Here is a 19,316-nt window from a genome sequence, read left to right on the forward strand (position 1 = left end):
GTGGGATGATCGCGGGGAAAAAGAGCGGGTATACGAAAACCCCGGCAACCGTTGTGATTGCCGGGGTTTTCGTGTCCCTGGAAGAGGGCCCACTTGTATGGCGCGGGCCCTATGGCGCGCCGCTTTAATGGCCTCCCGAGTTGAGGAAGGCCAGCATCTCCGCATACGACGGGTCATGCCCGTCGGCCCCATGCGGAGAAGAATCGATGATCGTGTTGGGCGGAGCGAACAGTATGGGCGTGTCCTTGTCCTTGGCGCCGTGCGCTTGTCGCCACGACTGGTAGAACAGGGTGATCGTGTTCGCCATCGTCATCCACAGCATGGAGTCCTGGCTGAACCCATGCCAGCCGAGCACGCGCAGACGCTCCCTGTCCGACTCGTCAGTGCTATCGGGGTCGATGGGATGATGTTCGAGCATGTACGCCCGGTACAAGCCGTCGTACCCTTCCAAGCCCAGCAGCAACCGGTACAGGCTCAACGGGTCGATGGCATGCTTGCATGCCGGCCATGTGAGCCTGTAATAGCGTTGGAAATCAGCGGTCAGTTCGATCGGGCATTCTTTGAACCGATCCTCGACCGCGTGTATTTTCCCAACCGGTCCGAATACCAGCGCAGCAGGAGCAGGTAGGCGCCGAACGCGCCCATCGGCGGCAGGCCGCGACGCCACTCGTCGAACTCGGCCGGGTTGACGGCGATGTCCATGAGCCAGTCGTCCGCCATGGTGACGATGGCCTGCATGCGCACGCCAACCTCATACTCGTCCTTGCCTTGCATCTCGTCGCGCTGCTGGTCGCAGAACTGGCCCACGTTCATCAAACCGATGGACTGCGCCGGCAATAGGCGTTCCGGCGTGGTCAGGTCGGGGATCGTCTTCAACAGTTCGTCCGACTGCTTCAACTCATCCCAGGTCTCCGGCATCGGCGGAACCTCTTTCCCATCCTCCTCCGTCTTGACGTTCAACGTGTTCGACGCGGGCACGGGCGACGGCTGCGCGGCCTGCACGGCGACGGGCATGGTGCTGATGTTTTCTACCATGATGTTTTCTCCTGTGTTGGTTCCTGTGTGGATAAAAGGCATTCCCCGTCGGCCACAGGAAACCGGCGGGGAATGAGTTGAAATCTTCGATGGCTCAGGCTTCGTCGTCCGGAGCCTTGGGAAGCATCTTGTAGAGGGCGTCCATGTTGCGCAGCGTGCGCCCGGAGTTCAGGCGTTTCAATCCGCCTCGCCATGACTGGTAGGCGGTACGCATGTTCTCCTCGCTGATGATTCCGTTGACGGCGAGCCGGGACAGGTGCTTGAGTTTGCGTCGTTCCCTGACGATGCTTTTCCGGCATGGGCGCACTACGATGCGCCCGGTGTCGGTGATGCTCCACTTCTTCTTCAGCCATGTGAACCCGTGCGATAGTTTGACGATCTTCGTTTTCCTCGGGTTCAACGTGAGGCCGAGCTCGTAGGCCATCCATGTGATGTTGCCGAGCGCGTTCCACAAAAGGGCTTTGTCGGCGGATATGGCGTAGGTGTCGTCCATGTAGCGTCCGCTGGCTTCGACGCCGCTGCGTTCCTCAAGCCAATGGTCGATGCGGCTGGGATAGTTGACCGCGAACAACTGGTTCGGCTCCGAGCCGAGGCCAAGACCTTTGTCGCCTTGTTCTGCGTCCAACAGCATGCGTATCGCCCGCAACGCGGCCGGGTCGTCGATCCGTTCGCATGCCTGCCGATACACGATGCTCCGGTCGATCGAATTGAAATAGTCGTGGAAGTCCATGAGCAGTATCCATCCGTCGCGCCCATGCCTCCGGTAGTGCCGGACGAGCTGCTGTTTCAGCCGGTCCATCGCGTACTTGGTGCCGCGTCCCTGCATGTTCGCCGAGTTACCGGTGGTGAACGATGGCTGGTAGGAGGGTTTGACTATCGTGCGGGCGATGGCCTTCTGGATGACTCGTTCCGAGAATCTTGCTGCCTGTATGTCTCTGAGTTTGCCGCGTTCCATGATGGTGAACCGGGTGCGCGGCTGTGTGAAGTCACGTTCGGACAGGAGCAGACTATGGGCTTTGATGGCGTTGGGCAGCAATCGGAGCATGTAGCGTTGCGTGCCGGTCTTCCATGCGACGTTGCGCGCCGCCAACCGGGCGGACTGTTCGAGGATCGTGAGGCTGGCCGCATGCTCCAACGTGGCCGATCGCAGGCGTTTTCGCTTGTTTCCAGCCCTATGCCGGTCGCGTCTGAGACGACGCGCCTGTCTGCGTGAGCCCATGCTGCGCCTCCGTGTTCAGTAAAGTGTGGGGTGTCCGGCGCATCCTTGCGAAGCCGGCCTAGGTCTATGTTTTGCTAGTCCGGGTGCCGCCATGGCATGGAAAATCGGGATGCTGGGAGTGGGCGGCATGGAACGGTTTTCCACGGCCATGATGGGTTGCCGTCATGCACGTTCGCCTTGGGGATGCTACGGCGTCCGCCGCCACCCGCCGGACACATGTTCACGTCCCGTTGTGCGGGACGATGGTCTTGGACCCCTTCTGAAAAGAATGCCCGCTGCGTTCGCCCGATGATGGGGCTACTTGGTCTGGGGCATGCCGGCATATCGCCGGCGGTTTTCGGAATCAGGAAAGCGCGCCGTTGTTGTTGTTGACGTTGTTGTTGTTCGCCGTACCGTCGGTGTTGACAATGCACGCATTGTTGCTGTTCGACGCATTGGCGGCGCGGATCGGTCCAAGACCAAGACTTGTGTTAGGTCGGCCTATTTCTTGGCGTGGCCGACGAGATGCGCGTTGGTGAGCGCGCGTTCGATCTTGCGTTTCTCCTCGTCGACGGTCTCGCACAGTCCGGCCACCTGTTTGATCTGGCCTATGTTGAGCGTGCGGATCAGTTGGAGGTCGTTGATGAGGTCGTCGCAGCATGCGTTCGCTTCGATCAGATGCCGTTTGCGCTCCCATAGCCGTTGTTCGTCGGACGGATAGAACGCCATCGCATGGGTCAGATGCCGGCTCATCTCGCGCGCATGGTTGACGGTCGGCAAGCCGATGGTGAACCTGTATGACTTGGGTACGATGTGTTCGTTGCCCATCGCTTTGATGACCGACGTTTCCAATTGGCGTGCGAGCATTACGTGTCCAAGCGGCGATTCCTTGCGTTTGCGCGCTAATACTTGGCTCATTGTGCTTCTGTTGTTCTCTCTTCGCTAATTTTGATTCATGGAGTTATATCCGGAGGGAATTCTCCGCTGTAAGTCGTGAGAATGCAGTGGAACGGCTCATCGTAATCAAGGCGCGTGGGGGTTATCGAAACGTGGATCTCATCGCCAGCCTCGGCGGCGATATCCATGCTGAACGAATTCGCTATGGCGGTTATCGAGGCATAGTTCGCGGTGACGATGTTCAACCGCGATGTATATTTCACCGCGCAGACGAAATACGCACCCACTTCAAGAACGCTGTCCGGGTTGTCGGCGTAGGCGACCTGCCATCGATCGCTTGTGCTTGGGACATTATTGAGGATGCATGTTTCCCCATTGTCTATCTGCCCATAAATGCTTGTAAGCACGAGTTGCCGTTTGGAAGCCCCCCCCGATGTGGATGGGCTCAGCGCGTTCAATACACTCATATCATTCCCTTGTCTCATTTGCATCGTGTTTAAGTCGTGCCGGGCGCGCAAAGGCGCCCGGCAGAATACTCGGCGAGGCCCTGCGGGCCTAGCCGAGACAGAAGCAGGAAAGCGCGCCGTAGCTGTAGCCGACGCTGCTGTAGTCCGACGTACCGTCGGTGTTGACAAAGCACGCACGGCTGCCGTTCGACGCAGTGGCGGCGCGGCTCCAGTGGTAGTAGTTGTCGCCGTTCTCGCCGAGTTTGCGGATGCGTTTGGCGTTTGTGTCGAACCGTTCGATGTGGTGGTTCGGGATGGCGCTGGTGCCCGGGTTGACGATCTTCTCGGTGGAATACATTTTCTTTCCGAACCATTCGATCTCGCCCAGGCTGAACACCTTGCATTCGATGCCGCTGGCACGGACATCCGCGTACTCGGTCTGATTGAGTTCACGCACGATCTGGTCATACCTTTGTTCGGCGGTCGGAGCGTCCGGGTCGAGCGTGAGCATCGCATCCTCCGTGTAGGAGAACGCGCGAATCCCATCCTCTCCCGTGGCCTCTACGATGCCGGCGGTCGTCAACGCCTCAGCCAACGCCTGCTGCTCCGTGCCGCTCGAGCTCCAGCACATGACCGACACAGGTTTGATCGCATCCCTGGTCGCCTTCGGAAGAGCATTGTAGAACGTCCCCTCTTCCCACACATGCAGGTCGGACGGCTTGTACGTGTTCGAGCCGCCGCTGTCGAACTGCATGTAATTCGGCCAGCACCATGCGGACACCATGAGAGCGTGATGATCCGGGTTCGGACCGCCGCCCGTGGTCAGCCACTGGTCCATGCACGTGTACTCGTAGCGCATTTTGCTCGTCGTCCCATTGACGGTCATGTTGAACTCGTAGTAGTCGCCGGGAATGAGCGCCAGATAGTCGCCCGAATCCCAGTCCTTGACCACGCCCTGGATCATGGTCGCCGGGTCCGTGCCGCGATTCTTGAACGGCGTCCAATCGGTTCCGTTCAATGCCACGGTGAAACCGGCGGCGATGGCCTTCGGCTTGTAGGTGCCCGCGTCCACTTCCTTCATGCGCGCGTCATGCCATGCCTGCTTGTCGGCCAGCGACGCGCCGCTCTTGACCGTCACCGTGACGCTCACGCTCACACTTGGGGTGGAAACGCTCGACGCTGTGACGGTCACGTTGCCGTCCTTGACGAACGACACCGTGTACGTGGTCCCGTTCTTGAGGGCGACTGTGGCGACGCCTGTGTCGGAGCTTACGACCTTCAGGGTCTTGTTCGACGCGTCGGCGGGCATGACCGTGAACGTCACGTCCATGCTCGCGCCCGGCTTGCCCTACAGCACGGCCGGACTGGCAGTGATCGATTCCACTGGCGTTTTGGGCGTTGCGTTGACGATGATTGGATTCAAAACACTCAACTTGTTTTCTCCTTACACATAGGTGACGGTCAGGTTCACTTCGGGCATCGTGTAGCCGTTGTATTTGAGGTTGCCGAGTCTCAACGTGCCGTTGTCGGCCGAAGTCCCATACGACTTGAACGCCACACCGGTAGTGCTGACGTGGTTGTATCCTGCGGTGCCCCACTTCAACGGCGACTCGTCCAACGTGGCACGTTCATGGCTCTCATACCATTTGCCGTCATGCACCTCTTCGATGCGCCACTTCCAGTTCACCTTGACGCTGTTGGCATGGACCTTAACCGTGTCGCCGTCCTTGACCTGCGCTTGGCTGCCGACTCCGGTCGCCGAATCCTCCGGCTCCAACGTGGCATAGTAGGTGACGGTCGGCTCCGGTTCGGCCACGCTCACGCGAACCGTGTCATATGCGGACGAGTTCGCCACACTACGCACCGTGATCGTCGCCGTACCCGCTGCCCTGCATGACACCGTCCCGCTGTAATCGTTGCCGGACACTCGCGCCACACTCGTATTCGACGAACGCCAGGTGAGCGACTTGTCGGTCGCATCATCCGGATACACGGTCGGATACAAGGTCAGGGAATCGCCGACGTTCTGGCTCAACGTGCCGGACTGGTCAAGCACGACACTCGTGACATCGATGGTCGCCTCAGCAACCTCCACGTCCACGCTGTCGGATGCGGATGGGTTCGACACGCTGCGCACCGTGATAGTCGTCAAGCCGGCGGCCCTGCAGGATATCTGTCCTCTGGTCCCGTTGCCGGACACGCGCGCCACGCTCGTATTCGACGACTCCCAATCCAATGATTTGTCGTCGGCGTCGTTGGGGCGCACGGTAGCGTTCAATGTCAACGAATCGCCGATCTGCTGGTCGAGCGTGCCGGATCGGTCCAATGTGACGCTCGTGACCGGCTTGGTTTTCGCCGTGACGATGACGTTGACCGTCACCGACGGGAACTCCTGCCCGTCGTATCTCAGACCGGAGAGTGTGACCACATGGGTCCCCGTGCCAAGGGTCACAGTGCAGCCGGAGGTGGTGTTCACGCTCGTCGCAATGTTCACCGTTGCTGGATTGTCTAGCACGCTGACCGTTGACCCATCCGAGCCAGTCAGCCGGTATTCGAACGACAGGTCCGCGTTCCCATCTCCCTCAAGTTGGATGGAGCCGCCGTCTGACACCAATCCGCCGTTCGCATACACGTTCAACGTGTATGCGATCTTCGTGGTGACGACGCTGACAGTCCGATTGTTCAACTTGACACCTTGATATACGACGTCGGACACACCGTACAGGACCGTGCTGCCACCGGTGTTGATGCCGGAGAAGCCCGATGTTGTGACGGTCTCCGGAGCGGGCATGACCGTCGGCGTTTCGTCCAACGTGGTGGAGGTGGAACCGTCCGTGCCGGTCACGCGATACGTGAACGCGAACCTACGGTCCGCCCCGGCATTGACGCTACCCCCGTCCGGAACAACATTGCCAGCGGAGTCGACGAGATCAAACGTGTACGAGACCTTCGGCGGCACCACCGACCTTGACCCGCATAGGATGAGATTCGTCACACTCATTGCGGATCACCAAGTCAGCAGAATGCCCGTGAGATCCGAAGCAGGTTTCGTGGAGCAAACGCATTTCAGGCTGCCCTCGGCCACCGTCGCGTCATCCATGTGATCCACGACATACGCGCCGGCCTCGGTCCACGCGGTCATGTTGTCCGATGTCGCCTTCGGGCTGATGATCGAATCAGCGCCCAATCCATCGACCGTCACCGTGCACGAATACGGCGCAGCGGCGCCGGTGAACGAGGCAGCCGCGAACGTGACCTCCTTCTTCACGATCATCGGGTTGAACACGTTCGGCTTCACGTTCACGCCCGTGGCGTTGACCTCGATGTTCGTACCGGCCTTCACGCTCAGCGTGCCATCGCTCGCCTTGGCAAGGCCATTGCCGGTCTTCACGTCGGCGGCGTCGCCCGGATCTCCCTTCGGCCCCTTCAGAGTCAGACCGGTGTCCTGCCATTTGCCGTCGACCACCTGATACACGCCCGCGTTCACCAGCACGAGTCGCATGCTGTTGTCGACCGGCACATGCTCATCGTCAGTCGGAGGGTTCATGCTGGACGACCAGCCGGCACCGGCCGGACCGGTCTGGCCGGCCGGACCCTGCTCGCCCTGCTGGCCCCGGTCACCTTGCGGACCTTGGATTCCTGCGGCGCCGGACAGGTCCGTGATGTACGTGTATTCAGTGGCGCCCTTCACATACAGTTTCGCGTTATCGTCATCCTGCACGTTGCCGGTATCGATGAGCACGAAGCCGCCCTCAGCGACCCCATCCGTCGCATAGCCTTCATTCATCGCCGCGACAGATACGTAAGTCTTCGCGATGCTGAACGGCGCTCCCGCGTCACCCTTCTCGCCCTGGATGCCCTGGATACCCTGCTCGCCGCGAGGCCCCTGGCTTCCGGTGTCGCCCTTCGGCCCCTGAGCTCCGCGAAGATTGCCGACCTTCGTATATTGCACAGCCATAGAAGCTCCCTAAGTTCATATGGAAAAGGGAGCCACCATCTCCGGTGGCTCCCTTTCGAATCGGTTTGCGTCAGGCGACGTCCTGGCCGATGTACAGTTCGACCGCGTTGCCCTGTCCGTCGGTCTTGATCCACAGCTTTCCGGCGGTCTTGTCCTCCGGCTCTGTCGGGGAGGCGACCGGCAGAGGAGCGTCCTTGCCGGCGGCGCCCGCAGCGCCATCCTGGCCAGCCGCACCGGGCTCGCCCTGGATGCCCTGCTCGCCCTGCGCGCCCTTGAGGCTCACACCGTTGGCGACGTCGAGCTTGTAGTTGTCGTTGCCGACGGTGATGACCGGATAGGCCTTCGCGTCGCCGGCAATGATCGTGTCGCCCACCACCGGTGTGCCGGACACGGTGTTCTTCGGCACGAGGCCGTCGCCGTTCGGCGTAGCGGTGCTCGTGAAAGTGGAATGTCCGGCCACGCCGGTGTCGCCCTTCTCGCCCTGGATGCCCTGCTCGCCCTGCGCGCCCTTGATGCTGGCGACGTCTTCCACGGTCACATTGGTGGCGTCCTTGGCGGTGACGCGTAGCAGCGCGCCCGTCGTGCTGACCAGCAGATCACCCACGTTCGCCGTGGCGTCGGTCAGATCGGCGAGCGGGATCTTATGCTCGTCGGTCGGTTCGGACGTCGAGAAGCGGATGGACTTACCGTCGGCTCCGTTGGCGCCGTTCGTGCCGTCCTTGCCGGCGGCACCGGGCTCGCCCTGGGCTCCGGCGGGTCCTTCGGGTCCCTGGATGCCTGCGGCGCCGGAAAGGTCGGTCACGAAGTCGTACTTCTTCGTGCCCTTCACGTAGAGCTTCGCGTTGTCCTCGTCCTGGACGTTGCCAGTGTTGATGAGCACGAACGCGCCCTGCGCGATGTCAGCGTTGCCATAGTCGGCGTTCATCTCGTTAACGGAGGCGTACAGCTTGGCGATCTGGAACGGCTTGCCCTGCGCGCCCTGCTCGCCCTGCGGACCGGCCGCGCCGGTCTCTCCCTGCGGGCCCTTGAAGCTCACGCCCGCGATGGCGTTGGACACATGCACCGTGGTGCCGTCCTCCGCGACGGAAGTGATCGTGTACAGGTCGCCGTTCACGTCGGACACGAGGTCGTTGACGTTCAGCGGGGCGGCCGGGCTGAGGGCGCTGACCGCCACGTCGCTGTTCGACATGACGTCGACGTTGGCGATGTGCAGGCTGGCGCCGGCGAGACCGGTGTCGCCCTTCTCGCCTTGGATGCCCTGCTCGCCCTGGGGTCCGCGCAGGTTGCCGATCTTCACATACTGCAAAGCCATGTTTGCTCCTTATTTACTTGTTGTTGGTTGTTGTGTCCGAGACCACGTAGAGGTCGCCCGTGGTGGAATCGACCACGCTGTCTTCGGAGGTTTCGATGGGCACCCCGGTGGGAACGCCTTCATGCACGCGCATCGACGCGCCCTTGAATCCCTTGACCGACGGAATGAACGCGTAATTGGGTTTGGTGCGCCACCCCGGCTCCTGCAACGCCGTGTAATCCGCGGACGCCGCGTCGGGGACGATCACGTTGCGCACATTGACCTGACCCGTCTTCGGGTCCTGTTCGCTGGCGCAATACGCCCAATCCACGCCCGAGGCGGGCAGTTCGGTGGATCCGACGCCGTTCGCGTCGAGCTGCACGGTGACTGGCTGGGGAAGGATGTCGGGGATCTCGTCGTCCAACAGTCGTTTCACCGGAGTGAAATGCACGGTCCAGTTCGCGGCAGAATCACCGTAGGGGGTCTTCAGATTGATGTTGATAATGGTCACTGTTCATGCCTCCCTGAAATGAGGAAGCCGCCGACTTCGTGGGGTCGACGGCTTCCTACGGATCGGTCCAAGGTCAGGCGTTGTTGACGGTCGCCTTGCACACGACGGTCTTGGCGCCGTCGGTGCTGGTGAACGTGATGTCGACGGTTTTGCCCGAATCTGTGGCGGCGACGCCATGCACGGTGGCCTGCAGCGGGTTGCCCGTCTTCGGGGTGACGGTCGCCTTCTTCGTGTCGGCGCTGGTCCACGTGCCGGTCTTGTCGCTGGCGTTGGCCGGCTGGATCGTGACGGTAAGGTCGTCGTCGGCGCCGACGGCCACGGTGAGGGTTGGCTTGTCGATCGTCACACCAGTGACCGGAACGGTCTCCGTGGTCTTGAACGATTCCGGCGGCAGGAGGCCGAACGCGCCGGACACGCCGTTGGGTCCCTTGGGCAGCACGGTCGAGGACTTGACGGTGCCGGAGAAACCGAACTCGGCGAAGTTGTCGTCCGACGTGAAGTTAGGCATGTCGTTGAACGTGAAACTCACGTTCGGCAGGTACAGGCCGAAGCTCACGTTGTTGCCGGAATCATGCGCGAGGATGAAGAACGCCTTGTCGACGGCGCGCTTCTCCAGGGTGGCGACGATCATCTTCTGGTCGGAGGAGAGCCAGCCGTTGTAGATCAGCTGGAGGTTGTCCTTGTCGCCCTGCACGGAATTACCCGTGAACGTCAGCGTCGAAGTGCTGTACGTGGTCTGCACGCCGGCCTCGAGCCACGTGTCGTAGGTAGTGGGCTCGCCGCCGTCGAAGCTGAATTCGATGCGGTTGTCGTTGGACGTGTGGCCCATGTTCTCCCATTCGCCGACCTTCTCGGTGGTGAGGGTGAACTGGCTGGGATCGTCCGGCAGGGGCGTTTCCGCCGGAGCCATGAAGATGGTTCCGCGGACCGCCTTGAAAATGTCCTGCTTGTTGATTGCCATGATGGCTTCCTTTCAGGAATTTGGGTATGAGAAAGCCCCGCAGGCGGTTGCCATGCGGGGCCATGTAGAAATGAAGAGGAATAGAGGATGCCGTGTCAGTTGGGCGAATAGGCTTCGATGAGCTTGTCGCTGACGCGCACGTGCACGCTTTTCGCTGCGCTCATGCTCGCCTCGACGCGATGCCCGGTCGTGTTCGACAGGACGCGCGCCACCTTGCCCACGCCGGGAACCCCCGGCTGCCAGGGCCATGAGGCGACGAGCCGGTCAAGACGCCGGCTTATCTGCGAGCATTCCACCGAGTCATGCGACATGACGGTGAAGCTGACGGGCACGCGCCACGACCAAGCCTTCAAATTCGCGTCTGGCTGGTAGGTCTCCCCCACCGAATAGACGACGACCGTCTTGGTGAACGTGGTCGCGTCGGTGCTGGGGTCGATTCCTCCGCGCACGGCCACTTCCGACGTGTCGTCGTCGGGCCATTCGCGTTCCAAAAGGTTTTTGACCAGTATCTCGGCGTCGATGCCGTCCCTGATGCTCAGGTCGACGTCTTCGATGGGAACATATGTGGCTTGTTGCATATCAGCCTCCGAACGCCGCGTCGCGGATGATGTGCAGGCCGTCCATCCACCGTTGCGCCCACACATTGAAATAGCCGAACTCCAAGTGGGCGGCTATCTGGTCGTGGCGTTGCGGTCCCACGGTCTGCGTGCCGATCACGCTCAATATGACCGCATGGTGGATGCCGTGCGCATGAGTGCTGATGTCGATGTCGCGGGCGACGCTCTTGTGCTTGGCGCGAGCGTCGGCCAACGCCCTCGCCCTCAACGCGATCTTCTCGGCTATCATGCGCGTCGCACCAGGACCGTATTTACGGGCGATATCAAGTTTCAACGATGGTTTGAGCCTCACGTACCCCACGGTCTGCTGCCTTCCGGCACCTTGGGCTCCGGCACAAGGACTGGGCTGAAGTCCTTGTTGAGGACTCGCCTCGCCTGCACCTCCCAATGCTTCACGTATTTGGAGCCGTGCTCGAGGTAGGAGGGCGAGCCGTCGACCTCGTAGCAGTCGCCCTTCCACCAGACCAACGTGTTGATGTCGCCATGCCATTCCGGCGCGGCGATCGTCAACGTGAAGATCTCCGTCAGACCACCCTGCGACTGCGGCGAAGTGTCCTGCGCCCAGTTGTCGGAGAACACGGCCTGCTTGCGCGTGCGCGGCTCCACCGAACACAGGCAGTATGCGGGATCGCCCTTGTCGCGATAGTCGACGCCGTAGGGCGTCTGATACTGTTCGCGCAATTGGACGGTGATCCGGTCATGCCACAGCATCGTGTCCGGCACGCTCGCGTTCACGTTGGTGCCGTCGTACAGGTATCCGCTGGCCGCCGGATCAATGCCGTCGTACAGGTATCCAAGATCGAATGCTTCGACCATGACGGCCTCACATTCCATACAACCGGTCGAGTCCCATGTGGACCGTGCCGATGGGACCGCCCGACGACGAGGAGCCTTCGAGAAGACTCTTCTCGCGTTTGCTCAGATATAGGCTGGGACTGGCATCATAGCCGGGCGGCAGCGACTGCGGGTCATGCTCGGTGTACGAGTAGACGCCGTTCGACTCGGTCTTGAACCGTTGCCAGCGGGCCACCCGAAGGACCATGCCGCAGATGATGCCCGCGAACGTCGCCTCCGAGATCCAACCCTTCCTCGCCCGGTAGGAGAGGAACGGGCATTCGGTCAACGCGATGTCCACGGCCATCTCGCATTCCGCGACGATCCACTCGTTCGGCAACCGTTGGTCGAACAGGCCAGGATCGTTCAACGCGTAGACGCGCATCCAATGCAGCCAGTCGATTCCCTTGAAAACCGGTGCGGCCATGATGCGCTCCCTATGTTCAGAGCACGCTTGCCTTGGCGGTGCTGACGGCCTCCTGGAGAATCGGCATCATCGTGCCGTTGGCCCACAAGTCGTACTTGACCGGAGCGCCGTCGGCGAACATGGCGCCGACGAAACCGTCATTGACGCTCTTGTTGATGCCGTACTCGGGGTTCTGTCCCTCGGCGGTCGGGCCGGACGCGGTGAAGCCGAGGCCGGTGTCGTTGAACGCGGGGAACATGAGGAACGTGGAATCCGGGATCAGCGTGTTCACGTCATACGGGAGCTTGACGCCGGAGTCGAGTTCGAGGTTCAGATACAGGTCGTCGATCATGCGGATCTCGGTGAAGTCGCCCACGGCCATGAGCACGTTGATGACCTCTGTGCGTTCGAGGCGCTTGGGCGAATCGGCGAGGCTGCGGCCATAGAACTTCTGGATGAAGTATTCGTTGGTGCGGAGCGCGTCGATGACCTTGGTGGTGGTGAGCACGGCGCGCGGGGCGCGGCCCTTCTGTCTGCGGATCGTCTCACGCCAGTCAGTGATGTCCTGGCCGGGGTCAGCGGTCGGATCGGACCACAGCTTGGCCGGAGTCATGTTCGAAAGGGCGGTGGGGCGTTGGAACGTGTACGTGTTCTTCATGCCGTTGTCCTCGATGACGATCTTCGCGTCGATCATCGCGGTGATGCGCGCCAGCTCGATGCGGGCGGCGGCCTCCTGGCCGAGACGGGTGAACGTCTCCTCGGCCTTGTCGTGCAGGAACTGGTTGTCCCCCACGTGGCCGATGAGGTCGCGTTCCGTTATGTGACCCATCTTCGACAGAGGGATGAGGCCCGTGTACGATTCGGCGGTCGCCTCGCTGGTCTTGCCATAGTCTGCTTCGGCGTCCCAAGCGCGGAACTTCATCATGTCGGTAGTCTTGCCGGGGATGACCGGGGTCCACGCGACCGTGGTCAGACCGTCGTTGGACTTGACGGGGAACACCTGACTGAACGGCAGCAAGTTGTTGAGATAGTCGAATCCGGCCTGAACGTCTCCGGACGCTTCGGCCGGGCTGATGATGTTCTTCTCAAGAGCCATCATTCATTCCTTCCTGAATATGAAAAAACCCACCTCGATGGGTGGGTTTTCATTGATGCTGTGAGTGTTCGGCTACTTGGCGCTGCCGGACTTCTTCAATGCCTTGACGGTTTCGGCAACGGTCGCGTCATCCTCGATGGCGGCCTGCTTGACCAGTCCGGCCTTGCCGGTGGTGGCCTCGCCGGGAATAACTCCGTCGGCGATCTTCTCGGCGGTCACGGCCTTATCGGCGATCTTGTCGCTGGTGACGGCGTTGTTGGCGAGCTTCTCGGCGGTGATGGAACCATTGGCGATGACCGTGCCGCCGGGAGTAGTGGAGCCTGCGGCCGGGCTCAACGCGGTGACCACGTTGTCCTCAATGTCGTAGAACACGCCTCCCCATACCGCGTCGTCCGGCGGGATGACCGGCAGCTTCGACTTGACGATGTTGCCGCGCCAACGCATTCCCGCGTCCTCGCTGTCGACAATCTCCCAACCATCGAAGTTGATGTCCACGGCAAGTTCGCTTTCGAGCAGGCCCTCGATCTTGAGCTGACGGCCGTCGGTCGCATCGGAGTCATACGGGCCGAACAGGCCGGTGTCGGTGATACGGGCCAGCGGGATGCCGCTCTTGATCCACACACGCTGGGCCTTCGGACCGACGCCAGTGATGTACTGGTTCCGCTTGGCGGTGTCCGCGACGTTGAACGTGTTCACGTCAAGGGTGACGGACACCCAGTTGCCGTCGTTGTGCGGTGTGATGCGCCACTCGTCGCTCGACACATGTTCGACGACGCCGGTGGTGCGAACCATTTCGACTGCCATTGCAGTCTCCTTTCTATGAGTTACTTGTTCCTCGCGTTGCGGGCCTCGCGCTGCGCGTTAAGCTCTTGCAGCTTGCGGTCGCGCTGCTCCTGAAGGTCGACTCGCCCGCCGGCGGGATGGCCTTGGGCGACGGTGCTCAACGTCGCGCCACGGCTCGCCATCGCCAACGGGGACGGAATCTCCTTCGGCTGCGGCGCCGCGATCGGATTGAGCTGCGCGTACCTGTCGGCCCAGTCGGCAATCTTGTCCGGATCGGTTTCGGAGCACAGGGCGAGCACCTGGTCGGTGACCTGCGGGTAGGCTTGCATCGCCTTCATGCGCGCCATCTCCGTGCGCATCGAGGCAAGCTCGGCGTTGGACTGGTCAAGCTCGGCCTTGGTTTTCTGCCAAGCCGCGTAGTTGTCCTTCTCCCGGCGCTCGTGCTTGCGGCTCAGTTCCTTCCAGTCGGGGTCCTGATGCTCCGATTGGGCGGGCTGTTCCTCCGCGACGTTGTTCTGGGCGGCCGTGGCGGCCGGCTCCTGGTTGGAACCGTCCATGACGGCGGTCTGGTTCTCTTCGTTGGGCATGTGCCCTCTCCTTATGGTTCAGGCAGCCAGTTGCGACTGCACTTGATCGAGCAGGGCACGTTGGTATGCCCATGCCTGTCTCAGATGCTTGGACGGCGCGAACCGATAGCTCCGCCCGTCGTATCTGAAAGAAACTTCCTCTCCGCTGTCCGCCACCTGCTTGTAGCGTTTGGAGAATTCGATGGCCCGGTCCCTCATGCGCGCGAACTGTTCGAGCGTGCTCCTGCGGTCCGGGGTATGCCATTGCTCGCTGTCCCTGCCGGGCACTGGGTTCGGTTTCTCACGCGCGTCGTTGGCGGTGAGGATCGGCCCGAGTTCGCCGTGCGTGATGGTCCGCACGCGGATGTTCGACAGGTCGCTGGCCTTGTTGCCGCCCGCGGCCCGGTAGAGTTTGCTCAGGTCGGAGGCGTTGAGGTCGAGTCCGGGATCGTAGTCGCTGCCGGCCGGCGCCACACCGCACTTGCAATTGTTGTGCAAGGGCATCAGGCTGTCCGTGGAATACCATCGGTCGGCGGCGACGACGCATAGGCCGCACGATCCGCTCTTCGATAGTTCCGGATGCAGTACGCGCCTGTATTGCAGGACCTTGCTTCCCCGGTATCGTTCTATCGTGCTGGACGTGGACGCGGCCTGCATGTCGGTGTCGGCTATCGCCTGCATCCGGGACAACGCCGCGTCGATCCACTTGCCGACGGTCTCGTAGTATTCGTCGCCTTGCTTCGGCCATGACGTGGGACGGATGCCCGGGGTGAGCACCGCTTCGCCACGGTATGATTCCGCCGGACGCGCGTTCACCAGCCACGGGTCGGTGTTGAGCCTCGGATAGACAAGCTGCGGAACGTTGCCCCGCGGGGTCACGCCAATCATGCGCAGCGTCTGGTCGGCGTAGCTTATGCCGGCCCTGCGCGCAGCCGCGACGGCCTGTAGTTCGATGAGCGTGAGCTTGGCCGCGGCGCCATGCGTGATGGCGTCGTTCCACCAGTCAGACGGCGTCAGACTGTTCCACATGACGCGCGCCTGACGCACATACGCCTCGACGATGCTTCTGCGCAGCCGTTCGGTGGTGTCGCTCAACGTCGCCAACGTGTCGGCCATGTGCTGCTCCTAACCCGTGGCGGAACCCTTCACAACGTCACATCGGAACCGGCGCCGGCATTGGTCTCGCCGGTCGTGTCCGACTGCTCTGTCGTGTCCGGGTCGAACGATGCGGCGGTGGTGTCAACGATGGTCTGGTTCGAACCCATGCCGGTCTCGTCAGGCAGCACCGCCGGCGACTGCTCGACGGCCTTGCCGTCCAACAATGCGTTCTCCGTGGCCATCGCCTGCTGGAACTGGGAGTCCATGAGGTCCTGCATGGCCTCGGCTATCTCGATCTCGGTCATGCCATAGTTACGGCGCATGTTCGTCTTGACCGGCAGGATGCCCTTGCTGTAGTTCGCCGCCTGCGCCTGTTCCAACGCGCTCGGCGGGTTGATGGGCTTCCACACCGTCTCGAACCTGTCGTCGGCGGCGTCCTTGTGCTTGTCGGCCACCAGCGCCATGCGCATCAAACGCACGAACGCGTCGTTGGCGCGCGCGTTCGCATCTTCGACCTTGAACACAAGGCCCTCGCGCTTCAGGCTCGCGCCCTCCGCGCTGCCAGCCACGTCTGGGCTGAGGATGTCCAACGGGGTGCCGGACGACGCGGCCAACTGCTTGACATCCGCGGCGACAGCGTTGACAAGGCTTGACACGTCCACGGGGCTTGACTCCCAGAACTTCGCGTCACCGGGCACAAGCCACAAGGCGTCGGGCCCTTGTTCGAACATCTGGCTGAAGTCCACCGGGTCGCCCGCGTTGGCCTGCCCGTACATGACCTGCGGGTCGGTTTCCTTGTAGGTCATCTGAAGATTGTCGATGCTGACCGCACGCTGTTTGAACGCCTGCAATTCCTGGATGCAGAAACGTTGGAACCGCTGCTGGTCGATGCCGGACAGGGCGCGCACATGCGGCTCGAACTGTCCCTTGCCCCCTGGAGCGCCCATGCGCACGACAGGCAGGCACCCGCATTCCGCCGCGAACTCAAGGCCCTTAGAATTGGGGTGATCCTCGACCCATTCGAACACGGGCTGCAACGACGGCGGCTGCTTCGAATCATCGTTCGCCAGCTCGTAGATGTCCTCGGCGTCCTCCTCGAAATAGAGCGTGCGTTTCTGCACTTCGCGCCTGGCGTTGCGACAGTAGACGGTCTTGACGCTCCCATCGGGATTACGGATCAGACGGTACAACGTCAGGCATTCCATGGAATCGGCTTCGCTATACCAGTAGTAGACGGCGGAATCGTCATCGTCGGAGACGGCGCATGTCCACGGAGACAGCACCTTGATCCTGTTGTGCTCGTCGGCACCGTCGATCATCGCGTAGGCGGCGCCGTACACGGAGTAATCGTGGAACATCTGGCGCGACTTCAACTCCATGCGGTTCAGGTCCCACTCGTCGTCGGCCGCCGTGGAACGCATGGTCCTGTCGGCTATCAGCCTGAAGCCGGTGGGACGCTGACGGTGAATCACCGCGTCCGCGATGGCCTTCGCGAAGTCCATGCTGCACACGTCGAGGAACCGCTGATAGACCGCGTACCCCTTCATGTTGACGCTCTTGGGAATCGACTTCGAGGGGATGACCTCCTGCCCGTCGTAGAACGTCTTCAACGTGCACAGCATGGGGATGCGCTTGACCATCCGATCGACCAGCAAGGTCAACGCCATGCCGTCACCGCCCGGCTCATCATCGCCGACGACGATGCTCTGCAAACCGGCCATACGGTCCTCCTCTCACCAGATTCGTTGCGGCAGGACACTCGACTGTTCCTCGACGTTGCCGCCCAAATACTTCTGACGCGCCGCATAGGCGAGCACGCCCGCCATGGTCGCGTCGATCTTGTGCGGCGACTTCGGGGTCTCCTTGAAGATCAGGTAGCCGAAGCTCTTCTCCCTGCGTTTCGCGTTCCTGAAATGCTCGACCAACCTCGGGTCGGCCATGAGCAGAATGTTCTCCGGGTCAGGCGTCTCGCAATCATCGGGTTGGACCGGATCGTATTCGAACGCGCTGTGCGCGTTCTGCAACGCCCGGTACATGTCATGCGACCAGTTGTTCGTGTAGAAGCGCATCATGTACGCGCTGCCACGCGCATACGCCCGCATGTCGCGCCCATAGTCCGTCTCCCAGCCTTGGATGATGTTCTCGAAATACGCGGCGTCCGCGAAGCAGCCGACCACGTTGTAGCGTTCGAACACGCGGCGGGCGGCCGCGTCGAACCCATCCCTGTCGACCTTCCAATCGGGCACCGGCATGTCGGGCTTCTGCTGGAGCTTGATGACGAACAACAATCCGTCCCTGACACGGCAACCGACCAACGCGGTCGAATCGTTCCTGATGGAACCATCGAAGCCAAGCGTGATCTCCTCGTCCTTGCCAACGACCTGAGTCCACATGGAGTCCAAATCGCCATGCGCGTCGATGGTTTTGTCGACCAATGGCTTGTAGGCGAGATGGCTGATGATGGCAGGCTCGGTCAGCCACGCGTCCTCGCTGGACGCGCGACCGTTGAGGAAGTACCGGATGCTGTCGTTAGGATCGGAGTCGGGCTGGTAGATCTGCCCCATCAACCCCTCGACGTCAACCCACCCGTCCTTCGACGGGCCCGGTTCCACGCCGGGGTCGCGCAACGACCAGCCGTCCACGGTGCGCCCATCCTCGTCGACCGGTTCCAGGATCCCGTCGGGCAGGATCACATAATCCTTCCCATCGTCGGAATGCGCGGCGGAGCCATACGACTCGTACAAGGCGTGCCTCAGCTTCCTCTCGTCGGAGAACTCCTCGATGGGAAGCTGCGCGTACCGGTAGTCGAAGTACAGGCCCTTGTAATGCTTCATGCGCCCGGACCGCAGGTCCTCGGCGATCTTGAACGTGTTCTCCGCGACCGAGTTCAAACCCGGTTTGAAGAACGTCGTCATCTCCAATATCCACGGGTCCGCCTCGAGGCTGCGCTTCGGCAGGTTCCTCTGCACCGTCTTATACGTCTTGTGATGCTTCGGCAGGATCATCTCGTGGATCTCGTCGGCGGCGGCGAACGATTCGAGGTTGCCGTCGCGGGACGCGCCGCCAGACGTGGCCGGTGAAATCTCCCCGCCGTCCGGCAAGCTCACGCCTGTCTTCGTGACGACCATGCCCAAGCCCTGGAACTCGGCCAACGGGCCGGAGGTCAGGTTGTAGTAGATGCTGTCGAAGATGTTGCCGGTCTGGTCCTCGGCGGTCGCGATCAACGTGATCTTCGGATGCTGCACCGGACGGCCCACTGGCTCGCCCGGCATGTAATGATAGGTGCGGCCGAACAGCGTGTACGACTCGCCCTCTCCGGCCCAATGGTCGAAACGGCACGGACCCAACGCCTCGAACAAGCTGAGGTCATTGCCCAGGCCGCTCTTGTTGCAACCCTTCGGCCTCCACAAGGAAACACGGTTGAACCTGCGACGCCCGTTCGCCTTCAACGCGTAGGCGTTCAAATAGAACTGGATGTACTCGGGAGAATGCGTCACCGGCCTGCCGGCGGCGTCGCCACGCCCATACACGCAGAACGTCTCGACCCACCACAACGCCAGACCGCCAAGACTGCGCCTGCGATCCTCGTAGGTCAGGTTGGGGATCATCACGTGCATGG

Annotated in this window: 21 protein-coding genes; all 21 read right to left on the reverse strand. The window is 61.7% G+C overall.

Annotated features, from left to right (window positions below):
- Positions 1 to 124 precede the first annotated feature (124 nt).
- Positions 125 to 478: a hypothetical protein gene (locus AC1AUD_RS02595; RefSeq protein ID WP_476571809.1), complete on the reverse strand. Its 354-nt coding sequence runs from the start codon at positions 476 to 478 to the stop codon at positions 125 to 127.
- Positions 479 to 540: 62 nt separating this feature from the next.
- Positions 541 to 1,035 (reverse strand): hypothetical protein, encoded by a 495-nt coding sequence (locus AC1AUD_RS02600; RefSeq protein WP_476571811.1) that lies wholly within the window; start codon positions 1,033 to 1,035, stop codon positions 541 to 543.
- Positions 1,036 to 1,129: 94 nt separating this feature from the next.
- Positions 1,130 to 2,254 carry an RNA-directed DNA polymerase gene (locus AC1AUD_RS02605; protein WP_476571813.1) on the reverse strand — a complete coding sequence of 375 codons (1,125 nt, stop codon included), beginning with the start codon at positions 2,252 to 2,254 and terminating at the stop codon, positions 1,130 to 1,132.
- 480 nt (positions 2,255 to 2,734) lie between these two features.
- Complete coding sequence (locus tag AC1AUD_RS02610; protein ID WP_476571815.1) at positions 2,735 to 3,151, reverse strand: hypothetical protein; 417 nt, start codon at positions 3,149 to 3,151, stop codon at positions 2,735 to 2,737.
- A gap of 35 nt (positions 3,152 to 3,186) precedes the next feature.
- A complete protein-coding gene (locus AC1AUD_RS02615) occupies positions 3,187 to 3,597 on the reverse strand; it encodes a hypothetical protein (protein ID WP_476571817.1) in 411 nt (136 codons plus the stop codon).
- Positions 3,598 to 3,685: 88 nt separating this feature from the next.
- Entirely contained in the window at positions 3,686 to 4,906 is a 1,221-nt protein-coding gene (locus AC1AUD_RS02620; RefSeq protein WP_476571819.1) for a hypothetical protein, read from the reverse strand.
- Positions 4,907 to 5,020: 114 nt separating this feature from the next.
- Positions 5,021 to 6,577, reverse strand: coding sequence for an Ig-like domain-containing protein (locus AC1AUD_RS02625; RefSeq protein ID WP_476571821.1), 1,557 nt, complete (start codon positions 6,575 to 6,577; stop codon positions 5,021 to 5,023).
- 6 nt (positions 6,578 to 6,583) lie between these two features.
- A complete protein-coding gene (locus AC1AUD_RS02630) occupies positions 6,584 to 7,534 on the reverse strand; it encodes a hypothetical protein (protein ID WP_476571823.1) in 951 nt (316 codons plus the stop codon).
- Positions 7,535 to 7,604: 70 nt separating this feature from the next.
- A complete protein-coding gene (locus tag AC1AUD_RS02635; protein ID WP_476571825.1) occupies positions 7,605 to 8,846 on the reverse strand; it encodes a collagen-like domain-containing protein in 1,242 nt (413 codons plus the stop codon).
- A gap of 13 nt (positions 8,847 to 8,859) precedes the next feature.
- On the reverse strand, positions 8,860 to 9,336 hold the full coding sequence (locus AC1AUD_RS02640) for a hypothetical protein (protein WP_476571827.1): 477 nt from the start codon (positions 9,334 to 9,336) through the stop codon (positions 8,860 to 8,862).
- 73 nt (positions 9,337 to 9,409) lie between these two features.
- Positions 9,410 to 10,297, reverse strand: coding sequence for an Ig-like domain-containing protein (locus AC1AUD_RS02645; RefSeq protein ID WP_476571829.1), 888 nt, complete (start codon positions 10,295 to 10,297; stop codon positions 9,410 to 9,412).
- A gap of 95 nt (positions 10,298 to 10,392) precedes the next feature.
- Complete coding sequence (locus tag AC1AUD_RS02650) at positions 10,393 to 10,875, reverse strand: hypothetical protein (RefSeq protein ID WP_476571831.1); 483 nt, start codon at positions 10,873 to 10,875, stop codon at positions 10,393 to 10,395.
- 1 nt (position 10,876) lies between these two features.
- Positions 10,877 to 11,143 carry a hypothetical protein gene (locus AC1AUD_RS02655; protein ID WP_476571833.1) on the reverse strand — a complete coding sequence of 89 codons (267 nt, stop codon included), beginning with the start codon at positions 11,141 to 11,143 and terminating at the stop codon, positions 10,877 to 10,879.
- Positions 11,144 to 11,202: 59 nt separating this feature from the next.
- A complete protein-coding gene (locus AC1AUD_RS02660; protein ID WP_476571835.1) occupies positions 11,203 to 11,730 on the reverse strand; it encodes a hypothetical protein in 528 nt (175 codons plus the stop codon).
- Between the two features lie 7 nt (positions 11,731 to 11,737).
- Entirely contained in the window at positions 11,738 to 12,175 is a 438-nt protein-coding gene (locus AC1AUD_RS02665) for a hypothetical protein (RefSeq protein WP_476571837.1), read from the reverse strand.
- A 16-nt stretch (positions 12,176 to 12,191) separates the two neighbouring features.
- Positions 12,192 to 13,253: a major capsid protein gene (locus AC1AUD_RS02670; RefSeq protein WP_476571839.1), complete on the reverse strand. Its 1,062-nt coding sequence runs from the start codon at positions 13,251 to 13,253 to the stop codon at positions 12,192 to 12,194.
- A 69-nt stretch (positions 13,254 to 13,322) separates the two neighbouring features.
- On the reverse strand, positions 13,323 to 14,054 hold the full coding sequence (locus AC1AUD_RS02675; protein ID WP_476571841.1) for a hypothetical protein: 732 nt from the start codon (positions 14,052 to 14,054) through the stop codon (positions 13,323 to 13,325).
- Positions 14,055 to 14,074: 20 nt separating this feature from the next.
- Complete coding sequence (locus AC1AUD_RS02680; RefSeq protein ID WP_476571843.1) at positions 14,075 to 14,620, reverse strand: hypothetical protein; 546 nt, start codon at positions 14,618 to 14,620, stop codon at positions 14,075 to 14,077.
- Positions 14,621 to 14,638: 18 nt separating this feature from the next.
- Positions 14,639 to 15,715: a hypothetical protein gene (locus AC1AUD_RS02685; RefSeq protein ID WP_476571845.1), complete on the reverse strand. Its 1,077-nt coding sequence runs from the start codon at positions 15,713 to 15,715 to the stop codon at positions 14,639 to 14,641.
- Between the two features lie 29 nt (positions 15,716 to 15,744).
- The gene (locus AC1AUD_RS02690; RefSeq protein ID WP_476571847.1) at positions 15,745 to 17,418 is read right to left on the reverse strand and encodes a hypothetical protein; all 1,674 of its coding nucleotides are present in this window, start codon (positions 17,416 to 17,418) and stop codon (positions 15,745 to 15,747) included.
- 12 nt (positions 17,419 to 17,430) lie between these two features.
- The gene (locus AC1AUD_RS02695) at positions 17,431 to 19,314 is read right to left on the reverse strand and encodes a hypothetical protein (protein ID WP_476571849.1); all 1,884 of its coding nucleotides are present in this window, start codon (positions 19,312 to 19,314) and stop codon (positions 17,431 to 17,433) included.
- Positions 19,315 to 19,316 lie beyond the last annotated feature (2 nt).

The sequence above is a fragment of the Bifidobacterium sp. LH_730 genome (assembly GCF_056355835.1).

Bases quoted from the DNA above. Each gene is read 5' to 3' on its own strand.
- AC1AUD_RS02600 (WP_476571811.1), bottom strand. From the start codon at position 1,035: ATGGTAGAAAACATCAGCACCATGCCCGTCGCCGTGCAGGCCGCGCAG.
- AC1AUD_RS02605 (WP_476571813.1), bottom strand. From the start codon at position 2,254: ATGGGCTCACGCAGACAGGCGCGTCGTCTCAGACGCGACCGGCATAGG.
- AC1AUD_RS02610 (WP_476571815.1), bottom strand. From the start codon at position 3,151: ATGAGCCAAGTATTAGCGCGCAAACGCAAGGAATCGCCGCTTGGACAC.
- AC1AUD_RS02615 (WP_476571817.1), bottom strand. From the start codon at position 3,597: ATGAGTGTATTGAACGCGCTGAGCCCATCCACATCGGGGGGGGCTTCC.
- AC1AUD_RS02620 (WP_476571819.1), bottom strand. From the start codon at position 4,906: ATGGACGTGACGTTCACGGTCATGCCCGCCGACGCGTCGAACAAGACC.
- AC1AUD_RS02625 (WP_476571821.1), bottom strand. From the start codon at position 6,577: ATGAGTGTGACGAATCTCATCCTATGCGGGTCAAGGTCGGTGGTGCCG.
- AC1AUD_RS02630 (WP_476571823.1), bottom strand. From the start codon at position 7,534: ATGGCTGTGCAATATACGAAGGTCGGCAATCTTCGCGGAGCTCAGGGG.
- AC1AUD_RS02635 (WP_476571825.1), bottom strand. From the start codon at position 8,846: ATGGCTTTGCAGTATGTGAAGATCGGCAACCTGCGCGGACCCCAGGGC.
- AC1AUD_RS02645 (WP_476571829.1), bottom strand. From the start codon at position 10,297: ATGGCAATCAACAAGCAGGACATTTTCAAGGCGGTCCGCGGAACCATC.
- AC1AUD_RS02650 (WP_476571831.1), bottom strand. From the start codon at position 10,875: ATGCAACAAGCCACATATGTTCCCATCGAAGACGTCGACCTGAGCATC.
- AC1AUD_RS02655 (WP_476571833.1), bottom strand. From the start codon at position 11,143: ATGATAGCCGAGAAGATCGCGTTGAGGGCGAGGGCGTTGGCCGACGCT.
- AC1AUD_RS02660 (WP_476571835.1), bottom strand. From the start codon at position 11,730: ATGGTCGAAGCATTCGATCTTGGATACCTGTACGACGGCATTGATCCG.
- AC1AUD_RS02665 (WP_476571837.1), bottom strand. From the start codon at position 12,175: ATGGCCGCACCGGTTTTCAAGGGAATCGACTGGCTGCATTGGATGCGC.
- AC1AUD_RS02670 (WP_476571839.1), bottom strand. From the start codon at position 13,253: ATGATGGCTCTTGAGAAGAACATCATCAGCCCGGCCGAAGCGTCCGGA.
- AC1AUD_RS02675 (WP_476571841.1), bottom strand. From the start codon at position 14,054: ATGGCAGTCGAAATGGTTCGCACCACCGGCGTCGTCGAACATGTGTCG.
- AC1AUD_RS02680 (WP_476571843.1), bottom strand. From the start codon at position 14,620: ATGCCCAACGAAGAGAACCAGACCGCCGTCATGGACGGTTCCAACCAG.
- AC1AUD_RS02685 (WP_476571845.1), bottom strand. From the start codon at position 15,715: ATGGCCGACACGTTGGCGACGTTGAGCGACACCACCGAACGGCTGCGC.
- AC1AUD_RS02690 (WP_476571847.1), bottom strand. From the start codon at position 17,418: ATGGCCGGTTTGCAGAGCATCGTCGTCGGCGATGATGAGCCGGGCGGT.
- AC1AUD_RS02695 (WP_476571849.1), bottom strand. From the start codon at position 19,314: ATGCACGTGATGATCCCCAACCTGACCTACGAGGATCGCAGGCGCAGT.